16 protein-coding genes are annotated in these 24,462 nt (G+C 69.0%); 13 read left to right on the plus strand and 3 right to left on the minus strand.

Going from position 1 to position 24,462, the window contains the following annotated elements:
* The first annotated feature begins 11 nt into the window (after positions 1-11).
* The 6 genes from C9992_RS16320 to C9992_RS16345 all read left to right on the plus strand — a co-directional run bounded on the left by C9992_RS16320 (position 12) and on the right by C9992_RS16345 (position 10,417).
* Positions 12-1,325 (plus strand): ABC transporter substrate-binding protein, encoded by a 1,314-nt coding sequence (locus tag C9992_RS16320; protein ID WP_106816698.1) that lies wholly within the window; start codon positions 12-14, stop codon positions 1,323-1,325.
* Positions 1,326-1,405: 80 nt separating this feature from the next.
* On the plus strand, positions 1,406-2,485 hold the full coding sequence (locus tag C9992_RS16325) for a carbohydrate ABC transporter permease (protein WP_106816699.1): 1,080 nt from the start codon (positions 1,406-1,408) through the stop codon (positions 2,483-2,485).
* Complete coding sequence (locus C9992_RS16330; protein ID WP_106816700.1) at positions 2,482-3,411, plus strand: carbohydrate ABC transporter permease; 930 nt, start codon at positions 2,482-2,484, stop codon at positions 3,409-3,411. Before C9992_RS16325 ends, C9992_RS16330 begins: the two co-directional genes overlap by 4 nt.
* Before the next feature lie 161 nt (positions 3,412-3,572).
* Entirely contained in the window at positions 3,573-4,988 is a 1,416-nt protein-coding gene (locus C9992_RS16335; RefSeq protein WP_106816701.1) for an HNH endonuclease signature motif containing protein, read from the plus strand.
* 217 nt (positions 4,989-5,205) lie between these two features.
* Entirely contained in the window at positions 5,206-7,962 is a 2,757-nt protein-coding gene (locus C9992_RS16340; RefSeq protein WP_106816702.1) for an alpha/beta hydrolase-fold protein, read from the plus strand.
* Positions 7,963-8,089: 127 nt separating this feature from the next.
* On the plus strand, positions 8,090-10,417 hold the full coding sequence (locus tag C9992_RS16345) for a glycosyl hydrolase family 95 catalytic domain-containing protein (protein WP_106816703.1): 2,328 nt from the start codon (positions 8,090-8,092) through the stop codon (positions 10,415-10,417).
* Between the two features lie 18 nt (positions 10,418-10,435).
* On the opposite strand, the gene C9992_RS16350 is transcribed toward C9992_RS16345, so the two are convergent.
* Positions 10,436-12,856 (minus strand): glycoside hydrolase family 2 TIM barrel-domain containing protein, encoded by a 2,421-nt coding sequence (locus C9992_RS16350; protein WP_106816704.1) that lies wholly within the window; start codon positions 12,854-12,856, stop codon positions 10,436-10,438.
* A gap of 187 nt (positions 12,857-13,043) precedes the next feature.
* Here C9992_RS16350 and C9992_RS16355 point away from each other — a divergent pair, with 187 nt between their 5' ends.
* On the plus strand, positions 13,044-14,372 hold the full coding sequence (locus C9992_RS16355; RefSeq protein ID WP_106816757.1) for an enolase C-terminal domain-like protein: 1,329 nt from the start codon (positions 13,044-13,046) through the stop codon (positions 14,370-14,372).
* On the opposite strand, the gene C9992_RS16360 is transcribed toward C9992_RS16355, so the two are convergent.
* Positions 14,362-15,153: a FadR/GntR family transcriptional regulator gene (locus C9992_RS16360; RefSeq protein ID WP_235008294.1), complete on the minus strand. Its 792-nt coding sequence runs from the start codon at positions 15,151-15,153 to the stop codon at positions 14,362-14,364. The two genes, C9992_RS16355 and C9992_RS16360, sit on opposite strands and share 11 nt — an antisense overlap.
* A 408-nt stretch (positions 15,154-15,561) precedes the next feature.
* On the opposite strand from C9992_RS16360, the gene C9992_RS16365 reads away from it, so the two are divergent.
* The 4 genes from C9992_RS16365 (at position 15,562) to C9992_RS16380 (ending at position 21,429) form a co-directional block, all read left to right on the plus strand.
* Positions 15,562-16,548, plus strand: coding sequence for an ABC transporter permease (locus C9992_RS16365; protein WP_235008295.1), 987 nt, complete (start codon positions 15,562-15,564; stop codon positions 16,546-16,548).
* Complete coding sequence (locus C9992_RS16370) at positions 16,545-17,504, plus strand: carbohydrate ABC transporter permease (protein WP_235008296.1); 960 nt, start codon at positions 16,545-16,547, stop codon at positions 17,502-17,504. Before C9992_RS16365 ends, C9992_RS16370 begins: the two co-directional genes overlap by 4 nt.
* A 118-nt stretch (positions 17,505-17,622) precedes the next feature.
* Positions 17,623-19,245, plus strand: a complete 1,623-nt coding sequence (locus C9992_RS16375; protein ID WP_160150914.1) for a type 2 periplasmic-binding domain-containing protein — start codon at positions 17,623-17,625, stop codon at positions 19,243-19,245.
* Positions 19,246-19,320: 75 nt separating this feature from the next.
* Positions 19,321-21,429, plus strand: coding sequence for a glycoside hydrolase family 36 protein (locus tag C9992_RS16380; RefSeq protein ID WP_106816706.1), 2,109 nt, complete (start codon positions 19,321-19,323; stop codon positions 21,427-21,429).
* A gap of 85 nt (positions 21,430-21,514) precedes the next feature.
* Here C9992_RS16380 and C9992_RS16385 read toward each other — a convergent pair whose 3' ends face one another.
* Positions 21,515-22,495 carry a helix-turn-helix transcriptional regulator gene (locus C9992_RS16385; protein ID WP_106816707.1) on the minus strand — a complete coding sequence of 327 codons (981 nt, stop codon included), beginning with the start codon at positions 22,493-22,495 and terminating at the stop codon, positions 21,515-21,517.
* 61 nt (positions 22,496-22,556) lie between these two features.
* Here C9992_RS16385 and C9992_RS16390 point away from each other — a divergent pair, with 61 nt between their 5' ends.
* Entirely contained in the window at positions 22,557-23,648 is a 1,092-nt protein-coding gene (locus C9992_RS16390; RefSeq protein ID WP_200826368.1) for an ATP-binding cassette domain-containing protein, read from the plus strand.
* Positions 23,645-24,445: an ABC transporter permease gene (locus tag C9992_RS16395; protein ID WP_106816708.1), complete on the plus strand. Its 801-nt coding sequence runs from the start codon at positions 23,645-23,647 to the stop codon at positions 24,443-24,445. Before C9992_RS16390 ends, C9992_RS16395 begins: the two co-directional genes overlap by 4 nt.
* The last annotated feature ends 17 nt before the right edge of the window (positions 24,446-24,462 follow it).

The raw sequence follows: 24,462 nt of genomic DNA on the forward strand, positions 1-24,462 counted from the left end.
AGGACCCACCCATGAGAATCAGCACACGTGCCGGGGCGGTGGCCGCCACCGCCGCCCTCACCGCTCTCGTCCTCACCTCCTGCAGCGGAGGCGGGGGAGGAGGCGCCGCCGGTGAAGCCACCGACGGCAACAAGCCCGACAAGCTCACCGTCGCGGCGTGGATGGACTTCCCGCCGGAGCTTCTGAAGTCCTTCGAGGACGAGTACGGCATCGAGGTCGTCGTGAACTCGTTCCCCGACGGCGCCTCCGCGCAGACGGTCCTGCGCAACGGCCTGTCCTCCAACGGCGCCGGCCTCTCGGACGTGCACCTCATCGAGCTGGACTGGTGGACCGAGATGATGGCCGTTCCCGAGGACTGGGTGGAGCTGCCCGAGATCCCCGGCCGCTGGGTCGACTGGAAGGTCAAGCAGGGCTCCGTCGACGGCGTCATCACCGGCTACGGCACCGACATCGGTCCGCTCGGCATCGCCTACAACGAGGAGATGATGGCCGCGGCCGGCGTCGCGACCGACGCCGACTCCTTCGGCCAGTTCATCGGCGGCGACACCGCGTCGTGGCAGTCGTTCCTCGACGCCGGCCGCGAGTACGTGGCGAACTCCGACAACTACTACATCGACTCGCTCTCCAGCGCCTTCCAGGCGGCCATCAACCTGCTGCCCGCCGCCTTCGAAGACCCCGACTCGGGCCAGCCGTACAACATGGCCGACAACGAAGAGGTCAAAGAGCTCTTCATGATGTTCGCCGACGCGGCCGCCGACGGCATCTCCGCCGGCATCCCGATCGGCCACGCCGACTGGGGCGCAGGCTTCCAGAACAAGCAGTGGGCCACCGTGGTGACCCCCGCCTGGATGGCAGGCATCATCGCCGAGAACGCCGACGGCGTGCCGGGCTGGCGCGTCTCGAGCACCTTCCCCGACGGCGGAGGCAACTGGGGCGGCTCGTTCTTCGCGGTGCCGGCCACCGGCAAGAACACCGAGTGGGCCGTCAAGCTCGCCGACTACCTCACCTCTCCCGAGGCGGCCGTGCAGTGGTTCCACACCACCGGCCAGTTCCCCTCGCAGCTGGAGGCCATCGAGAGCCCCGACATCGCCGAGACCGAGAACGAGTTCTTCGGCGGCCAGCGCCTCGGCCAGATCTACGGCGACCTCGCCGCAGCGGCGGGCGACGCGGCAGCCGGCGGCTACCGCGGTGAGAACTTCGCGGGCATCCAGACGCTCGTCACCGACGGCATCCGCCTCGTCGAGTCCGGCAGCGCCACCCCGGAAGAGGCGTGGGACTCGGTCGTGAGCGAGTTCGACGCCCTCGGCTTCGACACCGCGAACTGATCACTCCGATCGCGGCCCGGCCCGCTGCGGCCGGGCCGCGATCGCCCGACATCGCACCGACATCACGGAAGGCTCCAACGATGGCTCTCACTTCCGCCGCGCCACGCACCGTCCGGCGCATCGGCTGGGGGCAGCGGCTCTCGCGCTGGGACGTCAAGCTCTCGCCGTACCTGTACATCTCGCCGTTCTTCGTGCTGTTCGCGATCTTCGGCGTCTTCCCGCTGCTCTTCAACGTCGTGGTCGCCCTGCACGACTGGCACCGCCGTGCCGGGATGGGCGACTTCGTCGGCCTCGACAACTTCGCGTGGGTGCTGCAGCAGCCGCTGTTCTGGCGGTCGCTGGAGAACACCATCTCGATCTTCCTGCTGGGCGGCATCCCGCAGCTCGTGCTCGCCCTCCTCATCGCGGCGATCCTCGACCAGAACCTCCGTGCCCGCACCTTCTGGCGCATGAGCGTGCTGATCCCGTTCGTCGTCATGCCGGTCGCGACCTCCATGATCTTCGGCCAGGTCTTCGGCCAGTTCGGCATCCTCGTCCCGAACCTCCACGCCCTCGGCCTCTTCACCGACAGCAGTTCGCCCTTCTTCCAGGACCGCTTCCTCTCGCACATCGCGATCGGGTCGATGGTGGTGTTCCGCTGGACCGGCTACAACGCCCTCATCCTCCTCGCTGCCATGCAGGCGGTGCCGCGGGAGCTGTACGAGGCGGCCACCGTCGACGGCGCGGGACGTGCGCGCCAGTTCTTCTCGGTCACGATCCCGAACATTCGCCCCACGCTGATCTTCGTCATCCTCACGATGACGATCGGAGGCCTGGAGATCTTCGACGAGGCGCGACTGTTCGACGGCGGCGGCACCGGTGGTGGTCAGGGCGGTACCGACAACCAGTGGACCACCGTGATGCTCTACCTCTTCAACCTCGGCTTCGGCCAGTGGCAGGACCGCCTCGGTCAGGCGGCGGCCGTGGGCTGGATCTTCGCGTTCATCATCCTGCTGATCTCGCTCGTCAACTTCGCCCTCACCCGGCGGATCTCCTCGTCGGATGCCCCGCGCCCGCGTGGTCGCCGTCGCCGCCGATCGGGGACGGCCGCCGACGTCGACACGCAGTCGCCCGTCGCCCGCGAGGTCGCCGGCGACGCGATGGAAGGAACCACGCTGTGAACACGGCACTCATCGAGAACACCGCCGGCCGGGGAGCGGCACGATACGCCGCCAAGCGCGCGGCGCGCGGACGGCCGATCGCCTCGCACAACCCGGCGGGCCGTCGTCCCGGCTTCATCACGTACGCGATCCTCGTGATCGTCTTCCTGCTGTCGGTGTTCCCGCTCTACGCCGCGGCGATGTACGGCTCCTCGACGACGACAGAGATCACGCGGGCCGTCGGCACGCTGCCGCGGTGGCTTCCCACGCTCACGCTGTGGCAGAACTTCGGCGAGGTGTTCTCGTCCGAGCAGTTCAGCATCTGGCTCGCCTTCGGCAACTCGCTCCTGGTCGCGGCAGCCGTGAGCGCGTCCGTCGTCTTCTTCTCGACGCTGGCGGGGTTCAGCTTCTCGAAGCTGCGGTTCCCGGGCCGCCAGGCACTATACGTCGCGGTGCTGGCCACCCTCATCATTCCGGCGCAGGTGGGCACCATCCCGCTGTTCGTGATGATGAACGACTTCGGGTGGATCGACTCCCTGCTCGCGCTCATCGTGCCCGGGCTGGTGGGCGCCTTCGGCGTCTTCTGGATGACCCAGTACCTGCAGGAGGCGCTGCCCTACGAGCTGATCGAGGCGGCGCGCGTCGACGGCGCCTCGATGTTCCGCACGTTCTGGTCCATCGCGCTGCCGGCCGCTCGGCCCGCGGCCGCGACCCTGGCCCTGTTCACCTTCATCGGCTCGTGGAACAGCTTCTTCTGGCCGTCGGTCGTCATGCGCTCGCAGCTGACGATGCCGCTGGTCGTGCCGCAGCTTCGTGGCGCCTTCACCTCCGACACCGGGCTCGTGATGGCGGGCGTCTTCCTCGTCGCCGTGCCGCTGCTGCTCGTCCTCGTCCTCGCCGGCAAGCAGCTGGTGGCGGGTGTGATGGCGGGAGCCGTCAAGGGCTGACCGGCGTGCAGGCGGCGGCCTCGGCAGTGTGTCGGGGTCGGGGGCGGCGGTTCCTCCCCAGATGCGGCATGAATGTGTGGACTCGATGTTGTCCACAGAACCGCGTGTGACCTGGGATTCTTGGCGACTCGAATGTCGGAGCCCTTCGGCACGATAGGAGCATGAACTTCCCGCTCGCCGACCTTGAGGGCATCGCCGATCTGCTCGGCGACACCCTCGAGCCGGCGATCGCCGGCGCGGCGCAGCGGGGTCTCCCGCACCGCGAGCTGGTCGAAGCGCTGGGTGTCGTGGAACGGTTGGGGCGGATCGTGGATGCTGCGCGCCTGACGCTCGCCGGAGAGGTCGGGCTCCGTGCCGACTCCGAGTCCGGCGAAGACAGCATCACCGGGCGGTTCGGCTGCGGGTCCGCGCAGGAGCTGGTGGAGCGGGCCGCGTTGGTGGCGTCGGCGACGGCCCGGTCCCGGCTCCGGGATGCGAAGGCGATCACAACCCGGGTCACGCTCACCGGGCAGACGCGGCCGGCGCCCCTCGAGCACGCACGGATCGCGCTGGCTTCCGGGCGGTTCGGCGCCGACGCGCTCGCCACGATCGTCGACGCCCTGCGACCGCTGCTCGGCCGGTGCACGGCCGATGAGCTGGAGGCCGCAGAGGTCGAGCTGGTCGGCGCCGCCGTCGGTGGGGCGGAGGCGCCGGCGTGCGGCATCCATGAGTTGAAGGTCATGGCGACAACCTGGGCGCTGTTCCTCGATCCCGACGGCACTCTGCCCGACGAGGAGTACGCGGAGCGGATGCGTGGGATCCGGGTCAGCCGGCGCTCCCGTCGCGGTCTGCGCCGGATCTCGGGGGATGTCACCGACGACGTCGCCGCACAGTTCGACCGGCTCATGGACGCGCACCTGAACCCTCGTGTGCACGGCCGCGGTCCGCGATTCGTCGACGCGGCGGACGCAGAGCACTCCGATGAGCGTGTGCCGGATCCGCGCACCGTCGACCAGAAGCGGCACGATGCGTTCGCTTCGATCCTGTCGGCGGCAGCGGGCGCGGCAGAGACGCCGACCCTCGGCGGTGCGGCGCCCACGTTGATCGTCACGACGACCGATGGTGATCTCGCCGCGGCGGACGGTGTCGCCTTCCTCGAGAGCGCAACGGGACCGGTGCCCGTCCCGGCCGCGTTGGCCCGCCACGTCGGCTGTCACGGCACCGTCCATCGCCTCACCCTCGCTCCGAACTGTGCGATCACGTCGCTGCGGATCGAGGACCGCGTGTTCAACCGCTGGCAGCGCAAGGCGATCGGCGCGCGCGACGGCGGGTGCATCATTCCCGGCTGCACCGTCCCCGCGGCGTGGTGCGAAGTCCACCATGTCGTGGACTGGGCCAAAGGTGGCCCGACCTCTGTCGACAACGGCGTGCTCCTGTGCTGGCACCATCACCGCGGCATCGAGACCAGCGGATGGGAGGTCCGCATGGTGGACGGCATGCCGCAGGTGCGGCCACCCGGCTGGCTCGACCCGCAACGACGATGGCGTGGACCCAACAAGCTCCTGCTCAACGAACTCAGACGTGCCCGCTCCGCCTAGGACACGTAGCGGTCGGATGCGTCGACGCAACTCCATTCACAACGATGTAATTGCCTCTTGACCAGCACATGGCCGGGCTGGAAGAGTGGCGGCGAACGGGGTTTACGACGTTGTAAATCGGGTTTCAGCGTCGTGAATCCACTTCCCCAGTTCGCGCCGCCGGTGTGCGCTCGTCCGCCCTTCGGCGGCGCGGTCGAAACCACGAGATGAGGAATCGATGCAGTTCACATCGGAGAGCCGGGTCCCCAACCGGCTCAGACGAGCACGCGGGACGGTGGCGGTGCTGACAGCCGCGCTTCTCGCCCTTTCCGGATTGGCCGTGGCCACCCCAGCCGCGGCCGCCGATCCATGGATCGCCGTTCAGGACGACGGATACCTTCGCATCGCCGTGCCCAACGCGGCCGTCGAGGAGGCCGTCGGCCCGGTGTCGCAGGTCGTGGTCGAGGGGAACTTCGGCCCGTCGCACAACTGGGCGCAGATCGGCCTGTCGCGCAGTGGAGCGAACTGGACGGCCACGTACGGCCCGTTCGAGCCGGGCCTGTACTACTACCAGGTGACCGGCGACGACAGCAAGGTCCTGAAGGACGCCAGCAACCCCACGAGCGTCGCGTCGGAGCCGGAATGGAGCGCCTTCTTCATTCCGGGTGAGTCGGCCGCCCTGCTGGCCGATGCACCGGAGGAGGCGGGCACGATCCAAACCCTCTCCTACGACAGCACCGTCGCCGGCGAGGAGCGCGAAGCACTGGTGTGGGTGCCGCCGACCTACAAGCCGAAGGGCAAGAAGTTCCCGGTGCTGTATCTGCAGCACGGCGGCGGCCAGAGCTATCGCGACTGGGTCGAAGTCGGCCGCGCTGAGCAGATCCTCGACAACCTGTGGCTGTCGGGCCGGCTCGCCGACATGCTCGTCGTGATGGGCAACGGCAACGTCTCGGACTTCTCGGCCGAGCTGCTCGACAACATCGTTCCCGCGGTGGAGGACACCTACAACGTCGCGCCGGGCAAGAAGAAGCGGGCGCTGGCGGGTCTGTCGATGGGCGGCGGCCAGGCGTTCGAGGTCTTCAGCGAGCACCCGGGCGAATTCGGGGCGATCGGCACGTTCGGAGCCGGCCGGTTCGGTGATCTCGACAGCATCCCGGTCAAGAAGATGAACAACCGCACCGATCTGTTCCGCGTCTACGTGGGCAACAAGACCGACATCGCCTACAACGACGTCTACGACTCGTTCCAGAAGTTCGACGCGCTCGGACTGAACTACCAGTTCGACGGCGTCAACCCCGACGCCGGACACAACTGGAATGCGTGGCAGGAGAACCTGATCGACTTCGCTCCTCGCCTGTTCGGCGGCCCGGCGTCCGATCCGGGCATGAGCGAGGGGCACACCGCCTTGACCGAGCGGTTCGAGCCGCCGGCTCCCGGCACGACGCCCACGCCCTTCATCAGCGACGACGGGTTCGTCACCTTCGAGACCACGACCGACTTCGCCGACGCCGAGTACGTCTCGGTATGGGCCAACTGGGCGCCCGGGGGCAGCTGGCTGCGTGTGGAGATGAACAAGGTGGGCGACCGCTGGCGCGCCACCGTCGGTCCGCTCGAGGAGAAGTTCTACCACTACCGCCTCATCGTCGACCGGCAGGCCGTCAAGGACACCTCCAACCCCACGAAGGTGACCTCTGAGCCGGCGTGGAGCACGTTCCTCGTGGAGGGCGAAGGCTCGCGTCTGCTCACCGATGTGCCGGCCGGCGAGGGTGGCGATCTCGGCGTGCTGACGTACCAGAGCACCGTCGCGAACCAGCAGCGCAGCGCCTACGTATGGACGCCGCCGGGCTACGACGCCGACCGGGCCGAGCCGTATCCGCTGTTCGTGCTGAACCACGGTGGCGGCCAGAGCTGGACGGACTGGGTCGAGGTCGGGCGTGCCCGTCAGATCCTCGACAACCTGTACCGTGACGGCGACCTGGTGCCGATGGTCGTGGTGATGCCCAACGGCAACGTCAGCGACTACCCGCGCGAGCTGCTCGAGAACGTCGTCCCGGCGACCGAGGCGAGCTACAACGTCAGCGCCAACCCCGCCAAGCGGGCGCTGGCCGGTCTGTCGGCCGGCGGCGCGCGCACGGTGTCGGTGCTCAAGGCGCACCCGGGCGAGTTCGCCTGGATCGGCACCTTCGCCGCCGGCTTCGGCGGGACGGCGGGCGTCGACGCGGCGGCGATCAACGCCGGCACGGAGCTGTACCGCCTCTACACCGGCGACATCACCGACTTCACGTACGGATCGGTGATGAGCTCGCTGCCGGTGCTCGACCAGCTCGGCATCGAGTACGAGTTCAACGGGGTGACCGTCGGACCTCACGGATGGGACACGTGGCAGAAGAACCTCATCGACTTCGCGCCCCGCCTGTTCCAGAACCTGCCGGCTGACACGGTCCGTCCGCAGGCGACGCTCGCGTCGCCGACGACCGCGGGTCCGTTCGGCGCCGTCGAGCTCCGCGTCGACGCGTCCGACCTCGGTGGGTTGGAGCGCATCGTCGCGAACGTCTACCAGGGCAGCACGCTGGTCCGCAGCACGCAGACCGCGATGAACGGCGCGGAGACGGGCACGCACGCGTCGACGGTGAATCTGCCCTCGGGTGACTACACCGTGCGGTACAACGCGCAGGATCGGGCCGGGAACATCTCGCAGACCGGCACCTTCGCCTTCACCGTGGACGTCGACGCGCCCACGGCGACGGTGAAGGACGGTGCCGAGTTCACCGTCGCGACCGGCGAGAGCTACGACGTGGTCAGCTACAAGCTGTACGACGCCGTGGGGGTCGACAAGGTGGTCATCAACGGCAAGGAGAAGGACCTCACCGACAACAAGTGGTCGGATGTCAACGGCATCCGACCCGGCGTCTTCGGCGCCGTCTCGGGCTCCAACGAGATGATCGTCCGCGACGTCACGGGCAACACAGCCACCTACAGCTTCGTCCTGAACTGAGGTGACCGCCGGCGCTCCTCCGCCCGAGTGCGGGGGAGCGCCGGCGCGTGCGTGCGGCCAGATTCATCTGATGATTTCGCGCTAGGCTGGAGAGCAATCTGCGCGAACCGTCGATGAGGAGAGCCGCGTGACCATCAGGACCGGATTCTGGAGTTCATCGATCGGGCACGACTGGGAGCACGGGGTCATCGCCGGCACGGGCGCGATCGGCGCCGTGCTGTCGGGCACGCCGGCGCGCCACGCGATCCACGTGTGCCACGAGGAGTTCTTCCTTCCTGTCAATTCCGCCAAGCCGGCGCCCCGGGTTGCGCCTTTCATCGCCGAGGTGCGCGCTGCGGCGCTCGCGGGCGACTCCCAGGCGGTCGCCGAGCTCACCGGGCGCGCCGCTTGGGAAGACGGTTACGACGGCTCGATGATCTGGACCGATCCCTTCGTGCCGATCGCCGAGATCTCGTGGGCCCCCGATGATTCATCGGATCACGTGGACTACCGGAGGACCGGCGACTTCACCACCGGTCAGGTGGCGGTCGAATGGACCGAGGCATCGGGCCGACGCAGTGGCGTCGCGCTCGTCCCCGATCGCGCGTCCGGCGAGATGGCGGTGGAGCTTCGCTCGGACCGCGGCGCGAGCGGCGTGCTCTCCCTGACCTTCGGCGAAGACACGCGTGCCGCCGGCGAGTACCCGTCGACCAACTACGGCGTCTTGCTGCAAGCTGCGGCGCCCGTCCTGGATGGATCGAGCCTGGTGCTCGACGTCGCCGTCGCCGAGGAGAGCCTGCGACCGTTCGTGCAGCAGAACCCTCCCAGCCCATGGCCTCCGCGGCGCGCCCGGCTGACGGTCGAGGTGCCGGACGGCATCGACACACAGCCGACAGACGGCGGCGTGCGTCTGCGGTTGCCGGACGGGCAGCCGGTGCGACTGCCGATCCGCATCGAGCTCTTCGGCGGGCTGGTGCAAGCGGGGGCCACCGAGGCCGAACCGCACGCCGCCCTGTTCGGCGCCTCCGCCCTCGACCTGCGCAGCGGCATCGACGAGGCCATCTCGTACGACGAGGTGCTGCGCCGCGCGAAGGACGGTGATCCGCGGGCCGTGCTCGCCGCGGTGGAGCTCGCCTTCGCGGCCGGCCGGCACACCATCATCTCGTCGACCGGGGTGCTGCCGCCGACGCTCGTGGGGATCTGGCAGGGAACCCGGCGCCCCGCATGGTCGGGGGACTGGACACAGAACGGCAATGTGCAGCACGGGGGCGTGGCATCCCTCGTCGCTTCGGGCACGCCGCAGCTGTTCACCTCGTACCTTCGGGCGCTCTTCCGGCACACCGACGACTATGCGGCCAACGCCGAGCGCATCTTCGGCGCTCCGGGATGGCTGCTGCCCGCCCGCTTCGACTCGCACGGCAACAGCAACCACTTCGCCGACGCCTTCCCTCACCTGTACTGGATGGCCGGCGGAGCATGGGTGCTGCGCCTGGCGTGGGATCAGTTCAGCGCGACCGGCGACGTCGACCTGCTGCGGGAGTACGCGTGGCCGCTGGCCCGGAACGTCATGGCCTTCGCGCTCGCCGTCGCGGTGCCGGGCGACGACGGCCGGCTGCGGCTGGCGCCGTCGTACTCGCCGGAGAACACGCCGGGCAACCGGGCCCTGCCCATCGCGGCCGACGCGACGATGGACGTCGCCGCCTTCCGCGACGCCGCCCGGCTGGCGACCCGGATCGCCGACGTCCTCGGCGAGGACACCGACCGTGACGCCTGGCTGGCGTTCGCCGACCGGCTGCCGCCCTACCGGGTGGCCGAGGGCGGCACGTTCGCGGAATGGCTCGACCCCACCGTCGACGAGCAGATCGGACACCGTCACGTGTCGCAGCTGTACCCGTTCTGGTACGAGGACGACGAGGCCGCCGACACTCCGGAACTGCGCGCCGCCGCGCGCGAGACCATCCGGCAGAAGCTCGCCTGGCGCGACGAGAAGCCGTGGGCCGCGCCCGATGGGCACATGGAGATGGCATTCGGGCTGGTCGGCCTGGGCCTCGCAGCGGCACGGCTCGGCGACGCCGAAGCCGCGCGGCAGTGCGTGGAGTCGCTGGCTCGGGACTTCTGGCGCTCCAACGCCGTGTCGACCCACGACGGCGACGCGATCTTCAACGTGGACGCCAGCGGCGGGCTGCCCGCCGTCGTGATCGAGATGCTCGTGCAATCCCAGCCCGGGCGGCTGGCGCTGCTTCCCGCGCTCCCGCCGTCGTGGCAGGCCGGCTCCATCCGGGGTGTGCGAGCGCGAGGCGGCGTCATCGTCGAAGAGCTGACGTGGGATGCCGACGGCGCGACGGCCACGCTCGCTCTCGCCGAGGGCTCCGGCGCGGCCCGCGACGGCGACGTCGTCGCGGTGGCCGGGCCGGCGGGGTTCTCGGCCGACGTGGACCTGTCAGGCGGCGCGGCGACGGTTCACATCCCGCGCTGACCAGTGGATGCCGCGGTCTCAGCCCGCGGCCAGAAGGACCGAGGTGGGCGCCAGCCCCGCGGCCGTTGCGCTCACCGTGATGGGGTCGATGGCGGTGGGCCGGATCACCGCGAGGGCACGACCGTCGTGCAGTCGGTGCCGGGCGTCGACGAACGACTCCTCGGTCGCCATCACGGCGCTCCCGAACCCCTGGAGGACGGCCGGCCCGTCGATCTGCAGCTCGACCTCCGCATCGGAATCGGCTGCCCTGACCCCGGTGCCGTCGACCAGCTCCACCACGATGTACGCCAGGTCGCGGCCGTCTCGGCCGACCTCCGGCTGCTCGACGGTGAGGCGCAGCCGGCGATCGGTCCCCGCTGTCTGCAGCACCACACGCTCGGCCTCCGCGCCGTCCCGGACCGCGACCGCTTCCAGCCGGCCCGGCGCGTACTCCACCTCGAAGAGGGCCCGGAACCGGTGATCCGCTCCAGCGGGCCGACGCCCGAGCGATCGACCGTTGAGGACGAGTTCGACCTCCGGGGCGTCGCTGTACACCTCGACCTCCAGCGGTTCGCTGCCCACATCGGTCCACGTCCAAGACGGCACGCAGTCCGTCCACGACCAGGGCGCCGACCTCATCGTCCGGCCCCTCGTCTGGGGGCGCCGCACCGCGACGTAGGGTTCCGGGCGGAGCCCGAAGACGATCTCGCGATAGTAGGAGGCGGGACGGCGTTCGCCGGTGATGTCGATGTCGCCGGAACCCGCGACCAGGAACGGGTATCCGCCCAGCGCGCCGCTGCCGGGCGCGTCGTCGGCGTAGTGCATGCGGCCCAGACCGGGCTCCCCGAGGTAGTCCCAGCCGGTCCAGGTGAAATCGCCGATCACGTGAGGGTTGGCGCGCACCAGCGCCCAGAGGCGATCGATCTGCGTCGGGAAGGTCTCGGAACCGACGATCACGCGGTGGGGGAAGAGCGTGCGGTCCAGCTCGTACCGGCAGTCCTGGTAGTTCATCCCGGCGATGTCCGGCGCGTCGTACGCCTCCTCGCTGAGCGCTGTGACGGCGTCGGTGACGCCCAGGGCGCTCATCCGCTCCTCGAGACTCATGGTGCGCTCGTTGATCTCCGTGACCGGCGCCATCGATGCGCCGCCCAGGAGGGTGGGGTCCACGTCGATCGCGTCGTCCATCACGAACAGCGCGCCGTTGACGGCGGCGGTGACATATCGGGACGGGTCCCGCCGCCGGGCTGCGGCCGCCATGCTCCTGGCCAGCTCGGCGCCGGTGCGCGTGGCCGCCTCGGGGATCTCGTTGCCGAGCGAGTAGATGATGACACTCGGGTGGTTGCGGTCCTTGGCGATCATCGCCTCGAGGTCGCCTTCCCACGACTCCGCGAAGCGGTCGGCGCCGTCCTCGGGCGACTTGGACCTCGTCCAGAAGTCCGTGAGCTCGTCCATGACCAGCATCCCGAGCCGGTCGCAGGCCTCGAGCATGGCGCGGCTCATCGGCTGATGCGCACTGCGGATGGCGTTGAAGCCCGCCGACCTGAGCAGCTCGACACGACGCTCCTCTGCGCGGTCGAACGTCGCGGCGCCGATCACGCCGTTGTCGGCGTGCACGCAGGCACCGCGCAGATCCACCGCGACGCCGTTGATGCGCAGACCGCGGGCGACGTCGAGATGCAGGGTGCGGATGCCGAACTGCGCGCGACTGTGATCGCGCTCGTCATCCGTGGAGCCGAGTGTGGAATCCACGCGGTAGAGGTCGGGAGCCTCGGGCGACCATCGGCGTGGAGACATCACGAGGATGCGCTGGCTCACCTCGACCGTTCCCCCGGGCGGAACTGTGACGCGGGTGCGGTCGACGCCTACTGTCGTCCCCGAAGGGTCGACGACGGTCGTCTCGAGCCGTCGCACCGCCGGGATCCGCTCGAGGTTGCGAACGGTGGTCACCACCTGCACGACCGAGGCCTCGGCGTCGTGCTCCGGGGTGGTGACGGCGATCCCGTCCAGCGGCACGTGCACGCGCGGCCCGACGCTCAGGTGCACCGGCCGGATGATTCCGCCGCCGGTGTACCAGCGGGCGTCCCGGTGTGCGCGCGCCTGTACGAGGATCTCGTTGTCGGCTCCGTAGCGCAGGTGAGGATCGAGGTCCACGACGATCGCGGATGTGCCGGAAGGATGCCGCGCGGCGAGCTCGCCGTTGACGAACACCGCCGCCGAGCGATAGACCGCCTCGAATTCCAGCACGACGTGCCTGTCCCGCCATTCGACGGGAGCCGCCAGGCGCGTCCGGTACTCCCACGCACCACCGGGGAAGTACCCGGTCGCCTGGAGCGAGGGGTCGTCGCTGCGACGCGCCGTCGCGACGGCGTCATGGGGGAGTGTCACCGGAACGAAGGCGGCGGGGCCCGCCCCGAACCGCTCACGGAACCCCCACGCTCGATCGAAGAGCTGTCGCTGCATCGGAACTGCCGCCTCTCGGTTCGCCGTCACGCTAGCATCGCGACTAGCATGTGTAAACGTCTGATCTTTAGACCTCAGATTGCCGTATGTTGTGGCAGTATGCCGCGAAGACGCGCGATTGCGTCGCCGACGAGCCGGGATAGATCTAATGAACTCGCGGCTCGCCATCTACCTGAAGGAATCATCGATGCCCACCATCACCGGCTTCCGCGTCCATGACGTGCGCTTCCCGACGTCGCTGGATGCTGACGGATCCGACGCCATGAACAAGGACGGCGACTACTCGGCGGCATACGTCGTCCTCGAGACCGACTCGGCGCTGCGGGGGTTCGGGTTCACGTTCACGATCGGGCGGGGAAACGATCTCTGTGCGGAAGCCGCGCGGCAGCGCGCGTTGCCGCTGGTCGGGCGCGACGTCGACGAGCTGCTGGACGACCTCGGCGCGACCTACCGGGAGCTCGCGTCCGACACGCAGCTGCGATGGCTCGGGCCGGAGAAGGGGGTGGTGCACCTGGCGATGGCGGCCGTGATGAACGCGCTGTGGGACATGGCCGCCCGCCGGGCCGGCGTTCCGCTGTGGCGGCTTCTGGCCGACATGAGCCCGGAAGAGCTCGTCGACGCCGCCGACCTGCGGTACCTGTCGGATGTGCTGACCCGCGACGAGGCGATCGCCATGCTGCGCGAGGCCGCTCCGGGGCGGCGCCGGCGTCTGGAGGACCTGCGCGATCGCGGCGGGTACCCCTGCTACACCACCAGTGCCGGGTGGCTCGGCTATTCGGATGAGCGGCTCAGGTCACTGCTGCAGGCGGCGATCGATGAGGGACACCGTCACTTCAAGCTGAAGGTGGGGGCTGACCTCGAGGGCGACCGCCGTCGCCTGCGCATCGCCCGCGAGGTCATCGGCTGGGATGCCCAGCTCATGATCGACGCCAACCAGGTGTGGGACGTCCCGCAGGCGATCGAATGGGTCTCGGCCCTCGCGGAGTTCCGGCCGTTGTGGATCGAAGAGCCCACGAGCCCCGATGATGTCCTCGGCCACGCGGCGATCCGCAAGGCGATCGCGCCGATCGGCGTGGCCACGGGCGAGCACGGGATGAACCGCGTGCTGTTCAAGCAGATGTTCCAGGCCGAAGCCATCGACTTCTGCCAGCTCGACTCCGCACGCCTGGCGAGCGTGAACGAGATCCTTCCGGTCTACTTCATGGCGCACAAGTTCGGCGTGCCGGTGTGCCCCCACGCGGGTGGGGTCGGGCTGTGCGAACTGGTGCAGCACCTGTCGATCTTCGACTACGTCGCCGTCTCCGGTTCCCTCGACAACCGGGTGACGGAGTACGTCGACCACCTGCACGAGCACTTCGTCGACCCGGTCGTGGTGACCCGCGGTCATTACCGGCTTCCGTCCGCGCCCGGCTACAGCGCCGAACTGCACGAGGAGTCGGTCCAGCGCTACCGGTTCCCGGACGGCGACTACTGGCTCGAGCGCCAGGCGCAGGATCTGGTGGCTGCTACGGGCTGACCGCGTCCGCGGCGTCGGCGCGGGGCGTCGCGTCGTCCGCGGTGACGGCATCCACCGTCACGGGATGCTCGGCGGCGAACAGCTCGACGCCCAGCAGGTGCGCCGCCATCCGTATCCGCGCGCGCTCGGCGTCGCGCGTGCGCAGCGCGGCGAGGATCGCCCGGTGGTCGGCGTGCGCTTCGCCCACGGAGTCGCTCTCGGTGATCGCGCGCCACAGCCGGCCGCGAAGCGTGCGGGTCATCAGGCTGTCGATGAGCGCCGCCAGGGCGGGGTTGCCGCTGGCGGCTGCGATGCGGCGATGGAAGGCGGCATCCGCATCGATGAACGCCTCGGGCTCGAGCTCGCCGGTGCGCAAGCCCTCTTCGATGTTCGAGAGGATGCGGTCGAGCTCGGCGAAGTCGTCGTCGGAGAGCCGGACCGCAGCCAGGCCCGCGGACTCCGTCTCGAGCACACGGCGCACGGCGAGGAGATCGACCGCCTGGGTGGCCTCCTGCAGGCCGGCCCAGAACTCGAGGGGCCGCAGGAGAGAGCCGGGGTCCAGCTGGGTGACGTAGGTGCCGTCTCCCTGCCGGGTCTCCAGGACCCCCAGCGCGGCGAGCGAGCGCACCGCCTCGCGCAGCGATCCGCGAGATACGCCCCAGCGTGCGGCGAGCTCCTTCTCGACGGGCAGCCGGTCGCCGGCCCGCAGCTCACCGGAGGCGATCATGCGCTTGACGATGCCGATGACGTGATCGGAGCGCGAGCCGGTGCTCGCTGGGGTGTCGTTGCCGCCGTTCGCCACGCGCACAGTCTATGCCGCGGCATCCCGGCCGACCCCTCGAACCGAGGCTGTGACGCGCTCCGTGTCGCGTCTAAAGATTGAATCAATTCGCGCACGCCCATACAGGGCTCGTCTGCCCACATGCGCCTGTCGTCGACGCGACGACGAGCGTCGAGTCGGCTCATAACCCTTGTCGTTTCGCGGCTAAAGGCCGCAAATGCATCCTCGTGGCGTCGTGGTGGCGGGCGCCCCGCGCGGGTCGAGATGTGTTGCGTGAGCCGAGGATTGACAGTCAATGATCAGACGATTATCGTGAAGCAATGCCTGCAATGCTGCGGATGGGAACGGCCGGATGATGCGCTGGGAGTGGCTGTCGAGCACGTGCGCTGCGTACGCGCCCGCAGCCCTCGCCGATCGGGGTGAGCGAACGTGGTGACGCCGCCCGGGGGCGTCGGCCTGGATGTCGGCGGCGTCACCCGCACCGTGCGTGACCGGGGAAGCGGGAGAGGGCTGCGAGGGCTCAGGCGGAGCCTGCGCCGGCACTGGCAGCTGTATCTGCTGATCCTGATCCCGCTCGCATACTTCGTCATCTTCAAGTACATCCCGATGGCGAACACCGTCATCGCGTTCAAAGATTACAACGTCGTAGACGGCGTCTGGGGCAGCGACTGGGTCGGCTTCAAGCACTTCGAGCGCTTCTTCTCGAACCCGATCTTCTGGCCGGTGCTGAGCAACACCTTCCTGCTGTCGGCCTACGTGGTGCTGGCGAGCTTCCCGGTTCCGATCATCCTGGCGCTGGCGCTCAACGAAGTGCGGCTGAAGTTCTTCAAGAACACCGTGCAGATGGTCACCTACGCGCCGTACTTCATCTCGACGGTCGTCGTGGTGTCCATGACGATCCTGTTCCTCTCGCCGCGCGTCGGGCTCGCCGGGGACATCACGAACTTCTTCGGACTGGGCACGATCGACTTCCTGAGCGATCCCGACTACTTCCGGCACATCTATGTGCTCAGCGACATCTGGCAGACGATGGGCTACTCGGCGGTGATCTATCTCGCGGCGCTCGCCGGGATCGACCCGACGCTGTACGAAGCGGCGAAGGTCGACGGCGCGAGCCGCTGGCAGAAGATCCGCCATGTCGACATCCCCGGCATCATGCCGACCGCGATGATCATCCTCGTCCTGGGCGTCGGGAACGTGATGGCGATCGGTTTCGAGAAGGCGTTCCTGTTCCAGAACAGCCTCAACATCTCGCAATCCGAGATCATCCCCACCTACACCTACAAGGTCGGCCTGCTGAGCGCCGACTTCAGCCAGGCGGCGGCGATCGGCCTCTTCAACGGTGCCATCAACCTCGTGCTTCTCCTCGTGGTCAACGCCAGTGTCAAGCGACTGACGGGAAACGGACTGTGGTGACCTCGACTCTGACCGAACGCGACAGCGACGCCGCCGCCACGCGCGGCCGAATGCCGAGCGAGCCCAAGCGCCCCAAGCGGATCAAGGAGTCCGCCACCGACCGGGTGTTCATGGTGGGCGTCTACATCCTGCTCACGACGTTCCTGCTGTGCGTGCTCCTGCCGCTGCTGTACATCGTCGCCAGCTCCTTCAGCGATCCGCTCGCGGTGTCGTCGGGTCGCGTGACCTTCTGGCCGATCGACTTCACGCTCGAGGGCTATCAGCGGGCGCTGAGCGACAACTCGATCCTCACCGGCTTCACGAACTCGCTCATCTACACGGTGGCCGGCACCGCGATCAGCCTGACCCTCACCGTCGCCATCGCGTATCCGCTCTCCCGCCGCGACTTCTGGGGGCGACGCGGGATCACGCTCTTCGTGATCTTCACGATGCTGTTCGCCGGTGGCATCATCCCCACCTACCTGGTGGTGCAGAACCTCGGCATGCTCGACACGCGGTGGGCGCTCATCCTCCCCCAGGCGATCGGGGTGTGGCAGGTCATCATCGCGGTGGCGTTCTTCCGCACGTCGATCCCCGAGGAGCTGTACGAGGCGGCGCAGCTGGACGGGGCCAGCGACCTCCGCTTCCTCTTCTCGACGGTGCTTCCTCTTTCCAAGCCTCTGCTGGCCGTGATCGCGCTGATGTACGCGATCTTCCAGTGGAACTCGTACTTCGACGCCCTGCTCTATCTGCGAGATCCGAGCCTGTACCCCCTGCAGCTCGTGCTGCGGAACGTCCTCATCCTCAACGAGTCGGCGCCGGGGATGGATGCCGCCGCCGCCCTCGAACGGCAGCAGCTCGCCGACCTGCTCAAGTACTCGCTGATCGTCATCTCGACCGTGCCCGTCATGCTCGTCTACCCGTTCGTGGCGCGCTTCTTCAACAAGGGAATCCTCGTCGGTGCCGTCAAGGGCTGACGGCCAGACCCCGTGGCCTCGGCCGCACCCGGAAATGCCGGAGAAATCCGTCCTACAGAAAGGCAAGATCGTGTTCAGACAACGGTTGTCCGACCGCATCCGGAATCGTCGTCGCGCGATGACCGCCACCGCGGTCATCGCGACGATGGGTCTCGCGCTCGTCGGCTGCACCGCCAGCGCCGCCGACGACCAGAAGGTCATCACCATCTTCGGCGAGCAGGGCGGCCAGATGGACCTCAACACCAACTCGTTCACCAAGCTGCTGGAAGACAAGTTCGACGTCGACATCGATTTCCAGACGACGGGCTATGACTCCGCGGCGGCCACCGAAGCCCGCCAGATCTCGCTGGCCGGCGGTGAACTCCCCGAGGCCTACATGCTCGTGCCGTGGGCGTCGCAGTTCACACAGGCAGAACTGCAGCGGTACGGCGAGCAGGGGCTGATCCTGCCGCTCAACGACCTCATCGACGAGTACGCGCCCAACATCGCCGATGCGCTGGATGCCGAGCCGGGGTTCAAGACGTTGGCCACCGCGCCGGACGGCAAGATCTGGGGCCTCCCGCAGTGGAACGACTGCTACCACTGCTCGTACCCGTACAAGTTCTGGATCAACACCGAATGGCTCGACAACCTGGGCCTGGCGATGCCGACGACTCCGGATGAGTTCTTCGACGTCATGATGGCCTTCAAGACGCAGGACCCGAACGGGAACGGCGTGGCCGACGAGATCCCGATCACCGGCAGCGCCCAGTGGTCGATCGTGCCCTACATCATGAACGCGTTCATCTCGAACTCGTTCAACACCGGGGCCGGGGCCAACAGCCAGCCCATCTCGCTCGGCCTGGACGGCGACACGGTGCAGATGCAGACCATGCAGGACGGGTGGCGCGAGGGTCTGAAGTTCCTCAACAAGCTGTGGGCAGCCGGGCTCATCGATCCGGCCGCGTTCTCACAGGGCGGCGACACGATGCAGGCCACCGGCAACTCGGCCGAGGCGGTCGTGGTGGGCGGCTTCACGGCGATCCACCCGGGCATCGGCGTGAGCATCGGCCAGGAGGACGGCCGCGACAACCAGTACAACCCGGTACCCCCGCTCAACGGCGCCGAAGGACCCATCACGACGTACCAGCTGCCGAGTGTGCCGGGCGCGACGTTCGTCATCACCAAGGCCGCCGACGAGGTGGAGCAGAAGGTGATCATGGAGATGATGGACTACATCTTCACGCCCGAGGGCCACGTCAGGGCCCAGCACGGCGAGGAGGGCATCGGATGGCGCGCGCCCGAGGAGGGCGAGATCGCGCTGGACCCCGAGCTGGAGCCGAGCTTCGTCGACCTTCCGCTGGACGAGGAGAACGAGGCCGACTACAACGGCAACTGGGGGCCGATGGCGCAGGTGTTCGACACCGAGGAGTTCCGCAACGCCCAGGTGCAGCCTGAGGACATCTACACCCAGGAGGGCTTCGAGCGCCGTCTGTTCCAGGCGACCGAGCTCTACGAGGGCAAGGAGTCCGATGCGATCTTCCCGTACTGGAACCTGTGGGTTCCCGTCGAGGAGGCGAACGAGCTGTCGACGCTGACCACCAACATCGAGAGCAACGTGGCGACGTCGACCGCGGAGTTCATCACCGGGGTGCGCGATCCGAACAGCGACGCGGACTGGGACGCCTACCTGCAGGGTCTGCAGGGGCTCGGTGTGGACCGCTACGTCGAGATCTGGCAGGCCGCGTACGACGCGAGCTGAGCGAGGGACCGTCGGGGGTGGGGCGCGCGTGCGTTCCACCCCCGATGCCGCTCGGCGCACGAGGAGAGGAAGGCGATGCGACCGCACAGCGTCCAATGGCGCCCCGGGGCCATCGAGCTGGATGTGGAACTGGGACCGGACGGCCCACCGAAGGTGACCCGGCTCGCCCGCGACGGTGACGCCATGACCTCGGTGGGGGCAGCGGCGCTGCCGATCGCCGAGATCCACCTGAACGGCGAGGGATCGGGCGTGTCATCGTCCGAGCGTCTCATGGGCAGTGCCGTCGGGTTGCGCCTGCGCGTGGAGGAGCATCGGTCGTGGGTGGACGGCGGCGTGGCACACCTGGAGGTGAGCGCGCGGGACCCGCTCTCGGATGCCCTCATCATCGCCCGCTGGTGCACCTGGCCGGATCTGCCGGTCGTCCGCGCCGAGACCGAGGTCATCGCCGGGGATCACGCGATCGATCTGCGCGCCGTGTCATCGCTCGCGCTCGGCGGCATCTCCGCGCCCGGCTCGCAGTGGTGGCATGACCACGAGGTCGGCTTCGCGCACAACACCTGGTTCCGCGAGATGATGTGGCAGCGGCGCACGCCCGCCGAGCTCGGACTCGACGACACGGGACTGCGCACCTGGGGCATCCCCACCTCGCGTGCCAGTTTCGCGGTGGCGCAGCGGGGCAGCTGGTCCACCGGCGGTCACCTCCCCATGGGGATGCTCCGCTCCCGCACCGAGCACCGCAGCCTGCTGTGGCAGGTCGAGCACAACGGGCCGTGGCGCTGGGAGATCGGCGACCACGCGGATGCGCTGTACCTGGTGGCCGGCGGCCCCACGGATCAGAGCGCGGCGTGGATGCGCAGACTCTCACCCGGGCAGCGGTTCCGGTCCGTCTCGGCGATGCTCGTGCTCGGCGAAGACGACGACGAGATCTTCGCGGCGCTGACCGAGGCGCGCCGGCGACTGCGGCGGCCGCACCCGGATCACGACCGGCTGCCGGTCATCGTCAACGACTTCATGAACGCGCTGATGGGCGATCCGACCGACGAGAACCTGCCGCCCTACATCGACGCCGCCGCAGAGGCCGGCGCCGAGGTGTACTGCATCGACTCCGGGTGGTACGCGGAGGGCGCCGCGTGGTGGAACGAGCTGGGCTCGTGGCGCCCGTCGTCCCGGCGGTTCCCCGACGGTCTGGAGGCGATGACGCAGCGCATCCGGGAGAAGGGGATGGTCCCCGGGCTGTGGCTCGAACCGGAGGTCGTCTCGGTCAGCAGCCCGGTCGCCGACATCCTGCCGGCCGAGGCGTTCTTCCAGCGCGACGGACGCAGAGTCGTCGAATCCGGGCGGCTGCAGCTGGACCTGCGGCATCCCGCCGCGCGGGCGCACCTCGACGAGGCCGTCGAACGGCTGATCGAGGACCTCGGGCTCGGGTACCTGAAGTTCGACTACAACATGGACGTCACCCAGGGCACCGACGTGAACGCCGACAGCCCCGGCGACGGCGCCCTCGGGCACCAGCAGGCCCTGCTCGCGTGGGTGAGCGAGTTGATGGACCGCCACCCGGGTCTCGTGATCGAGAGCTGTGCAAGCGGCGGGCAGCGGATGGACGGTGCGACGCTGCGCGTGCACCCCGTGCAGTCCACGAGTGACAACCAGGACCCGCTGATGACGGCGGCCATCGCCGCGGCTGCTCCCACGACCGTCACGCCCGAGCAGGGAGCGGTGTGGGCGTACCCCGATCCGTCCTGGTCGGACGAGCGGATCGCCTTCTCGCTCGCGAACCCGATGCTCGGTCGCGTCCACCTCGCGGGCCGGATCGACCGGTTGGCGCCCGCGCAGATGCGGCTCGTGCAGGAGGCGGTCTCGGCCTATCGCGCCACGCGCCACCGGATCGGCGGGGCATCCCCGTTCTGGCCGCTGGGCCTGCCCGGCTGGCATGATCCCGTGGTCGCGCTGGGGCTGCGCGACGCCGAAGGGGAGCTGCTGACCGTCTGGCGCCGGTCGGGCCCCACGCGCGTGCGGGTGCCGCTCGCCGTCCACGCTGGAACGGACCTGAGTGTGGACGCGGTGTTCCCCACGCGTCTGCCCACGACGGTGCAGTGGGACGCGGCCGCCGGCGAGCTGGTGCTCGACCTTCCGGAGGAGCCGGCGGCGCGCACCCTGCGACTGCGCCCCACCGATCCGGCCTGAGAGAGACGAAACGTCGTCCAGAGTCTTCGCTCCGGTCGTTGAGCGAGCGAAGCGAGACGAAACGTCGTCGGTGGTTTCTTTCCGGTCAACGTGGAGGAGGCGGCGCGTCGAGCGCCCGCAGCATCCGCTCCAGCGTCTCGCGCAGCTCTTCACGCGCCGGCGAGGCGAGGTCGGTGGTGTACTCGACGCCGGCAGGGATCCACGAGAAGCCGTACATCGTCTCGCGGAAGTCGCTGCCGCCGACCGGCCAGCGCGTGCGGTCGGGCCCCTCGGCTTGGGCGCCCTGGCCCCACTGCCCGAAGTAGTCGCGCATCTGGTCGAACGGCAGGTCCATCACGGCATCCGCCTCGACGGCCTGCCGCACCCACGACCGCGCGACCAGGATGAACTCCTCGATCTCTTCAGGCGTGAGCGGATGCGGGGTGAAGAGCACGCGCGTGTGCTCGACGTCGGTCAGGCGGTCGACCCGGAAGGTGCGCCAGTCGTCACGGTCGAGGTCTCGGCACAGCAGGTACCAGTGGCGGTCGGCCGGGGCGAGCGCGTGCGGCTCGACGCGACGGCGGGTGACCTCTCCCGAGGCCGACGTATAGGAGAAGCGCACGCGCTCGTGATCGCGCGTGGCCAGCGCGAGCTCGCCCAGCACCTCGCTGGATACCGCGGCCCCCGACCGGATGCCGGCGGGCTGCACCGTCTCGGCCAGCGCATTGACCCGGCGCCGCAGCGGAGCGGGCAGCACCTGCTCGAGCTTCGCGAGAGCGGTGATGGTCGTCTCGGCGCCGCTGACGAGCCGCTGGGATGCCGCCAGCCGCAGGCCGATCGCCATGGCCACGGCCTCCTCGTCGGTCAGCAGCAGCGGGGGCACGGCGCTGCCGGCCTCCAGCCGGTAGCCGCCTGCCGCCCCCGGCGTGGACTCGATGCGATAGCCGAGGTCGCGCAGGCGCTCGACGTCGCGCCGCACGGTGCGCTCGGTCACCCCCAGGCGCTCCGCCAGCTCCGAGCCCGGCCAATGCCGGTGCGTCTGCAGCAGATTGAGCAGAGAGAGCGCTCGCGAGGTCGTATCGGACATGGTTCAAGATTGCCTCACGTTGCGGACGGAATGTGTCCGCATTGGCTCCTAGCTTGTGGCCATGGCGAACGAACCGATCATCGAAGCGCAGGGATTGACCAAGCGCTTCACCGTCAAGAAGAAGTCCGTGGAGGCCGTCACCGACCTCACGTTCCAGGTCGCGCGCGGCGAGCTCGTGGCGTTCCTGGGACCCAATGGAGCCGGCAAGTCGACGAGCCTGCGCATGCTCACCACCCTGATCCCGCCCACATCGGGCACGGCGCGTGTCGTCGGCCACGACATCCTGAAACAGCCCGCCGACGTGCGCGCGCGCATCGGGTACGTCGGCCAGCTCACGAGCGGCAGCTTCTCGCAGCGGGCTCGCGATGAGCTGCTGAGCCAGGGCGCCTTCTACGGCATGTCGAAGGCGGCATCCCGTGCCCGCGCCGACGAGCTGATCCAGTCGCTCGATCTCGCGAACTTCGCGAACCGGCCGGTGCAGCAGCTGTCGGGCGGGCAGAAGCGCCGGCTCGACATCGCGCTCGGGCTCATGCACGCGCCGCCGCTCATCTTCCTCGACGAGCCGTCGACAGGGCTAGACCCGCAGAGCCGCGCCAACCTGTGGCAGCACATCATCGACCTGCGCACCCAGTACGGCACCACGGTCTTCCTCACCACGCATTACCTGGAAGAGGCCGACCGCTACGCCGAGCGCGTCATGGTCATGGACCGTGGTCGCGTGATCGCCGACGACACCGCCACGCGCCTGAAGGCGAACCTCGCGGGCGACCTGCTCACCTTCGGCTTCGCGACGGAACAGGATGCCGCGTCCGCCGTCGCCGTGATCCAGCGCCTGACCGATCGCGAAGTGCGCCGCGAGGAGCGCGAAGTCACCCTCACGGTCCCCGAGGGCGACGCGCTGCTGCCCGCCGCCGTGCGGGAGCTCGACGCAGCCGGCCTGACCGTGCGCACCGCGACCGGTGTTCCGCCGACGCTCGACGACGTCTTCCTTGCGCTCACGGGGCGCACGCTGCGTGAGGCCGGCGAGGGCGAGCCGGTCGAAGAAGCGTCGGAGGGTGAAGATTCCGTCGTTGAGCGAGGAACGCCGGCGACGAGACGAAACGCAGAGGCTGCCGAGCAGCCTGAGACCGAGAAGACAGGAGCAGGCCGATGAGCACTCAAACCCCGACCCAGACCCGCCCCGACACCGTGGTGCGCGCGAACCCGGCGCGCGACACGTGGAATGTGCTGACGCGCGAGCTGAAGCCGGTCGTGCGCGACCCGTTCACACTGATCTTCAGCCTCGTGCAGCCGCTGGTGTTCCTCGGGCTGTTCGCGCCGCTGCTCGTCGGCTCGTCGGGGCAGCCGGTGGGGGAGACGCTGCAGTGGTTCGTGCCGGGCGTGCTGGTCATGATCGTGCTGTTCGGCACCGGCGCGACCGGATCGAACCTGCAGTACGAGATGATGACCGGCTCGCACGAGCGCACGCTGGTCGCCCCGCTTGCCCGCTCGTCGCTGCTGGTGGGCCGTGCGCTGAAGGAGATCGCGCCGATCGTGGTGCAGGCTCTCATCATCGTGCTCATCGCCTGGCCGTTCGGGTTCACGATCAACGTGCCGGGACTCGTCATCGGTCTCGCGCTGCTGGCGGTGTTCGGCATCGGACTCGGCGCGCTGTCGTACACGCTGGCGCTCAAGACGAAGGATCGCGAGTGGTTGTTCTGGGGCGTGCAGCAGACGCTGATCTTCCCGCTGCTGATCCTGTCGGGCATGCTGCTGCCGCTGGATGACGGGCCCGCCTGGATGCGCGCGGTCGCCACCGTGAACCCGATCAACTGGGTGGTGCAGGCCGAGCGTGCGCTGTTCGCCGGCGACCTCGGCGCGATCGAGGTGCTGTGGGGCTGGGTCGCGGCGCTCGTGCTCGCGCTCCTCGGCCTCGCCGTCGGCATCCGCGCGATGCGCAGGAGCAACTGACCGGTTCCGTGCCCCCG

The organism is Microbacterium timonense, assembly GCF_900292075.1.
Lineage (GTDB): Bacteria > Actinomycetota > Actinomycetes > Actinomycetales > Microbacteriaceae > Microbacterium > Microbacterium timonense.

Coding starts and splice junctions, on each gene's coding strand:
- C9992_RS16320 (WP_106816698.1), top strand. CDS start 12: ATGAGAATCAGCACACGTGCCGGGGCGGTGGCCGCCACCGCCGCCCTC.
- C9992_RS16325 (WP_106816699.1), top strand. CDS start 1,406: ATGGCTCTCACTTCCGCCGCGCCACGCACCGTCCGGCGCATCGGCTGG.
- C9992_RS16335 (WP_106816701.1), top strand. CDS start 3,573: ATGAACTTCCCGCTCGCCGACCTTGAGGGCATCGCCGATCTGCTCGGC.
- C9992_RS16340 (WP_106816702.1), top strand. CDS start 5,206: ATGCAGTTCACATCGGAGAGCCGGGTCCCCAACCGGCTCAGACGAGCA.
- C9992_RS16350 (WP_106816704.1), bottom strand. CDS start 12,856: ATGCAGCGACAGCTCTTCGATCGAGCGTGGGGGTTCCGTGAGCGGTTC.
- C9992_RS16355 (WP_106816757.1), top strand. CDS start 13,044: ATGCCCACCATCACCGGCTTCCGCGTCCATGACGTGCGCTTCCCGACG.
- C9992_RS16375 (WP_160150914.1), top strand. CDS start 17,623: ATGACCGCCACCGCGGTCATCGCGACGATGGGTCTCGCGCTCGTCGGC.
- C9992_RS16380 (WP_106816706.1), top strand. CDS start 19,321: ATGCGACCGCACAGCGTCCAATGGCGCCCCGGGGCCATCGAGCTGGAT.
- C9992_RS16385 (WP_106816707.1), bottom strand. CDS start 22,495: ATGTCCGATACGACCTCGCGAGCGCTCTCTCTGCTCAATCTGCTGCAG.
- C9992_RS16390 (WP_200826368.1), top strand. CDS start 22,557: ATGGCGAACGAACCGATCATCGAAGCGCAGGGATTGACCAAGCGCTTC.
- C9992_RS16395 (WP_106816708.1), top strand. CDS start 23,645: ATGAGCACTCAAACCCCGACCCAGACCCGCCCCGACACCGTGGTGCGC.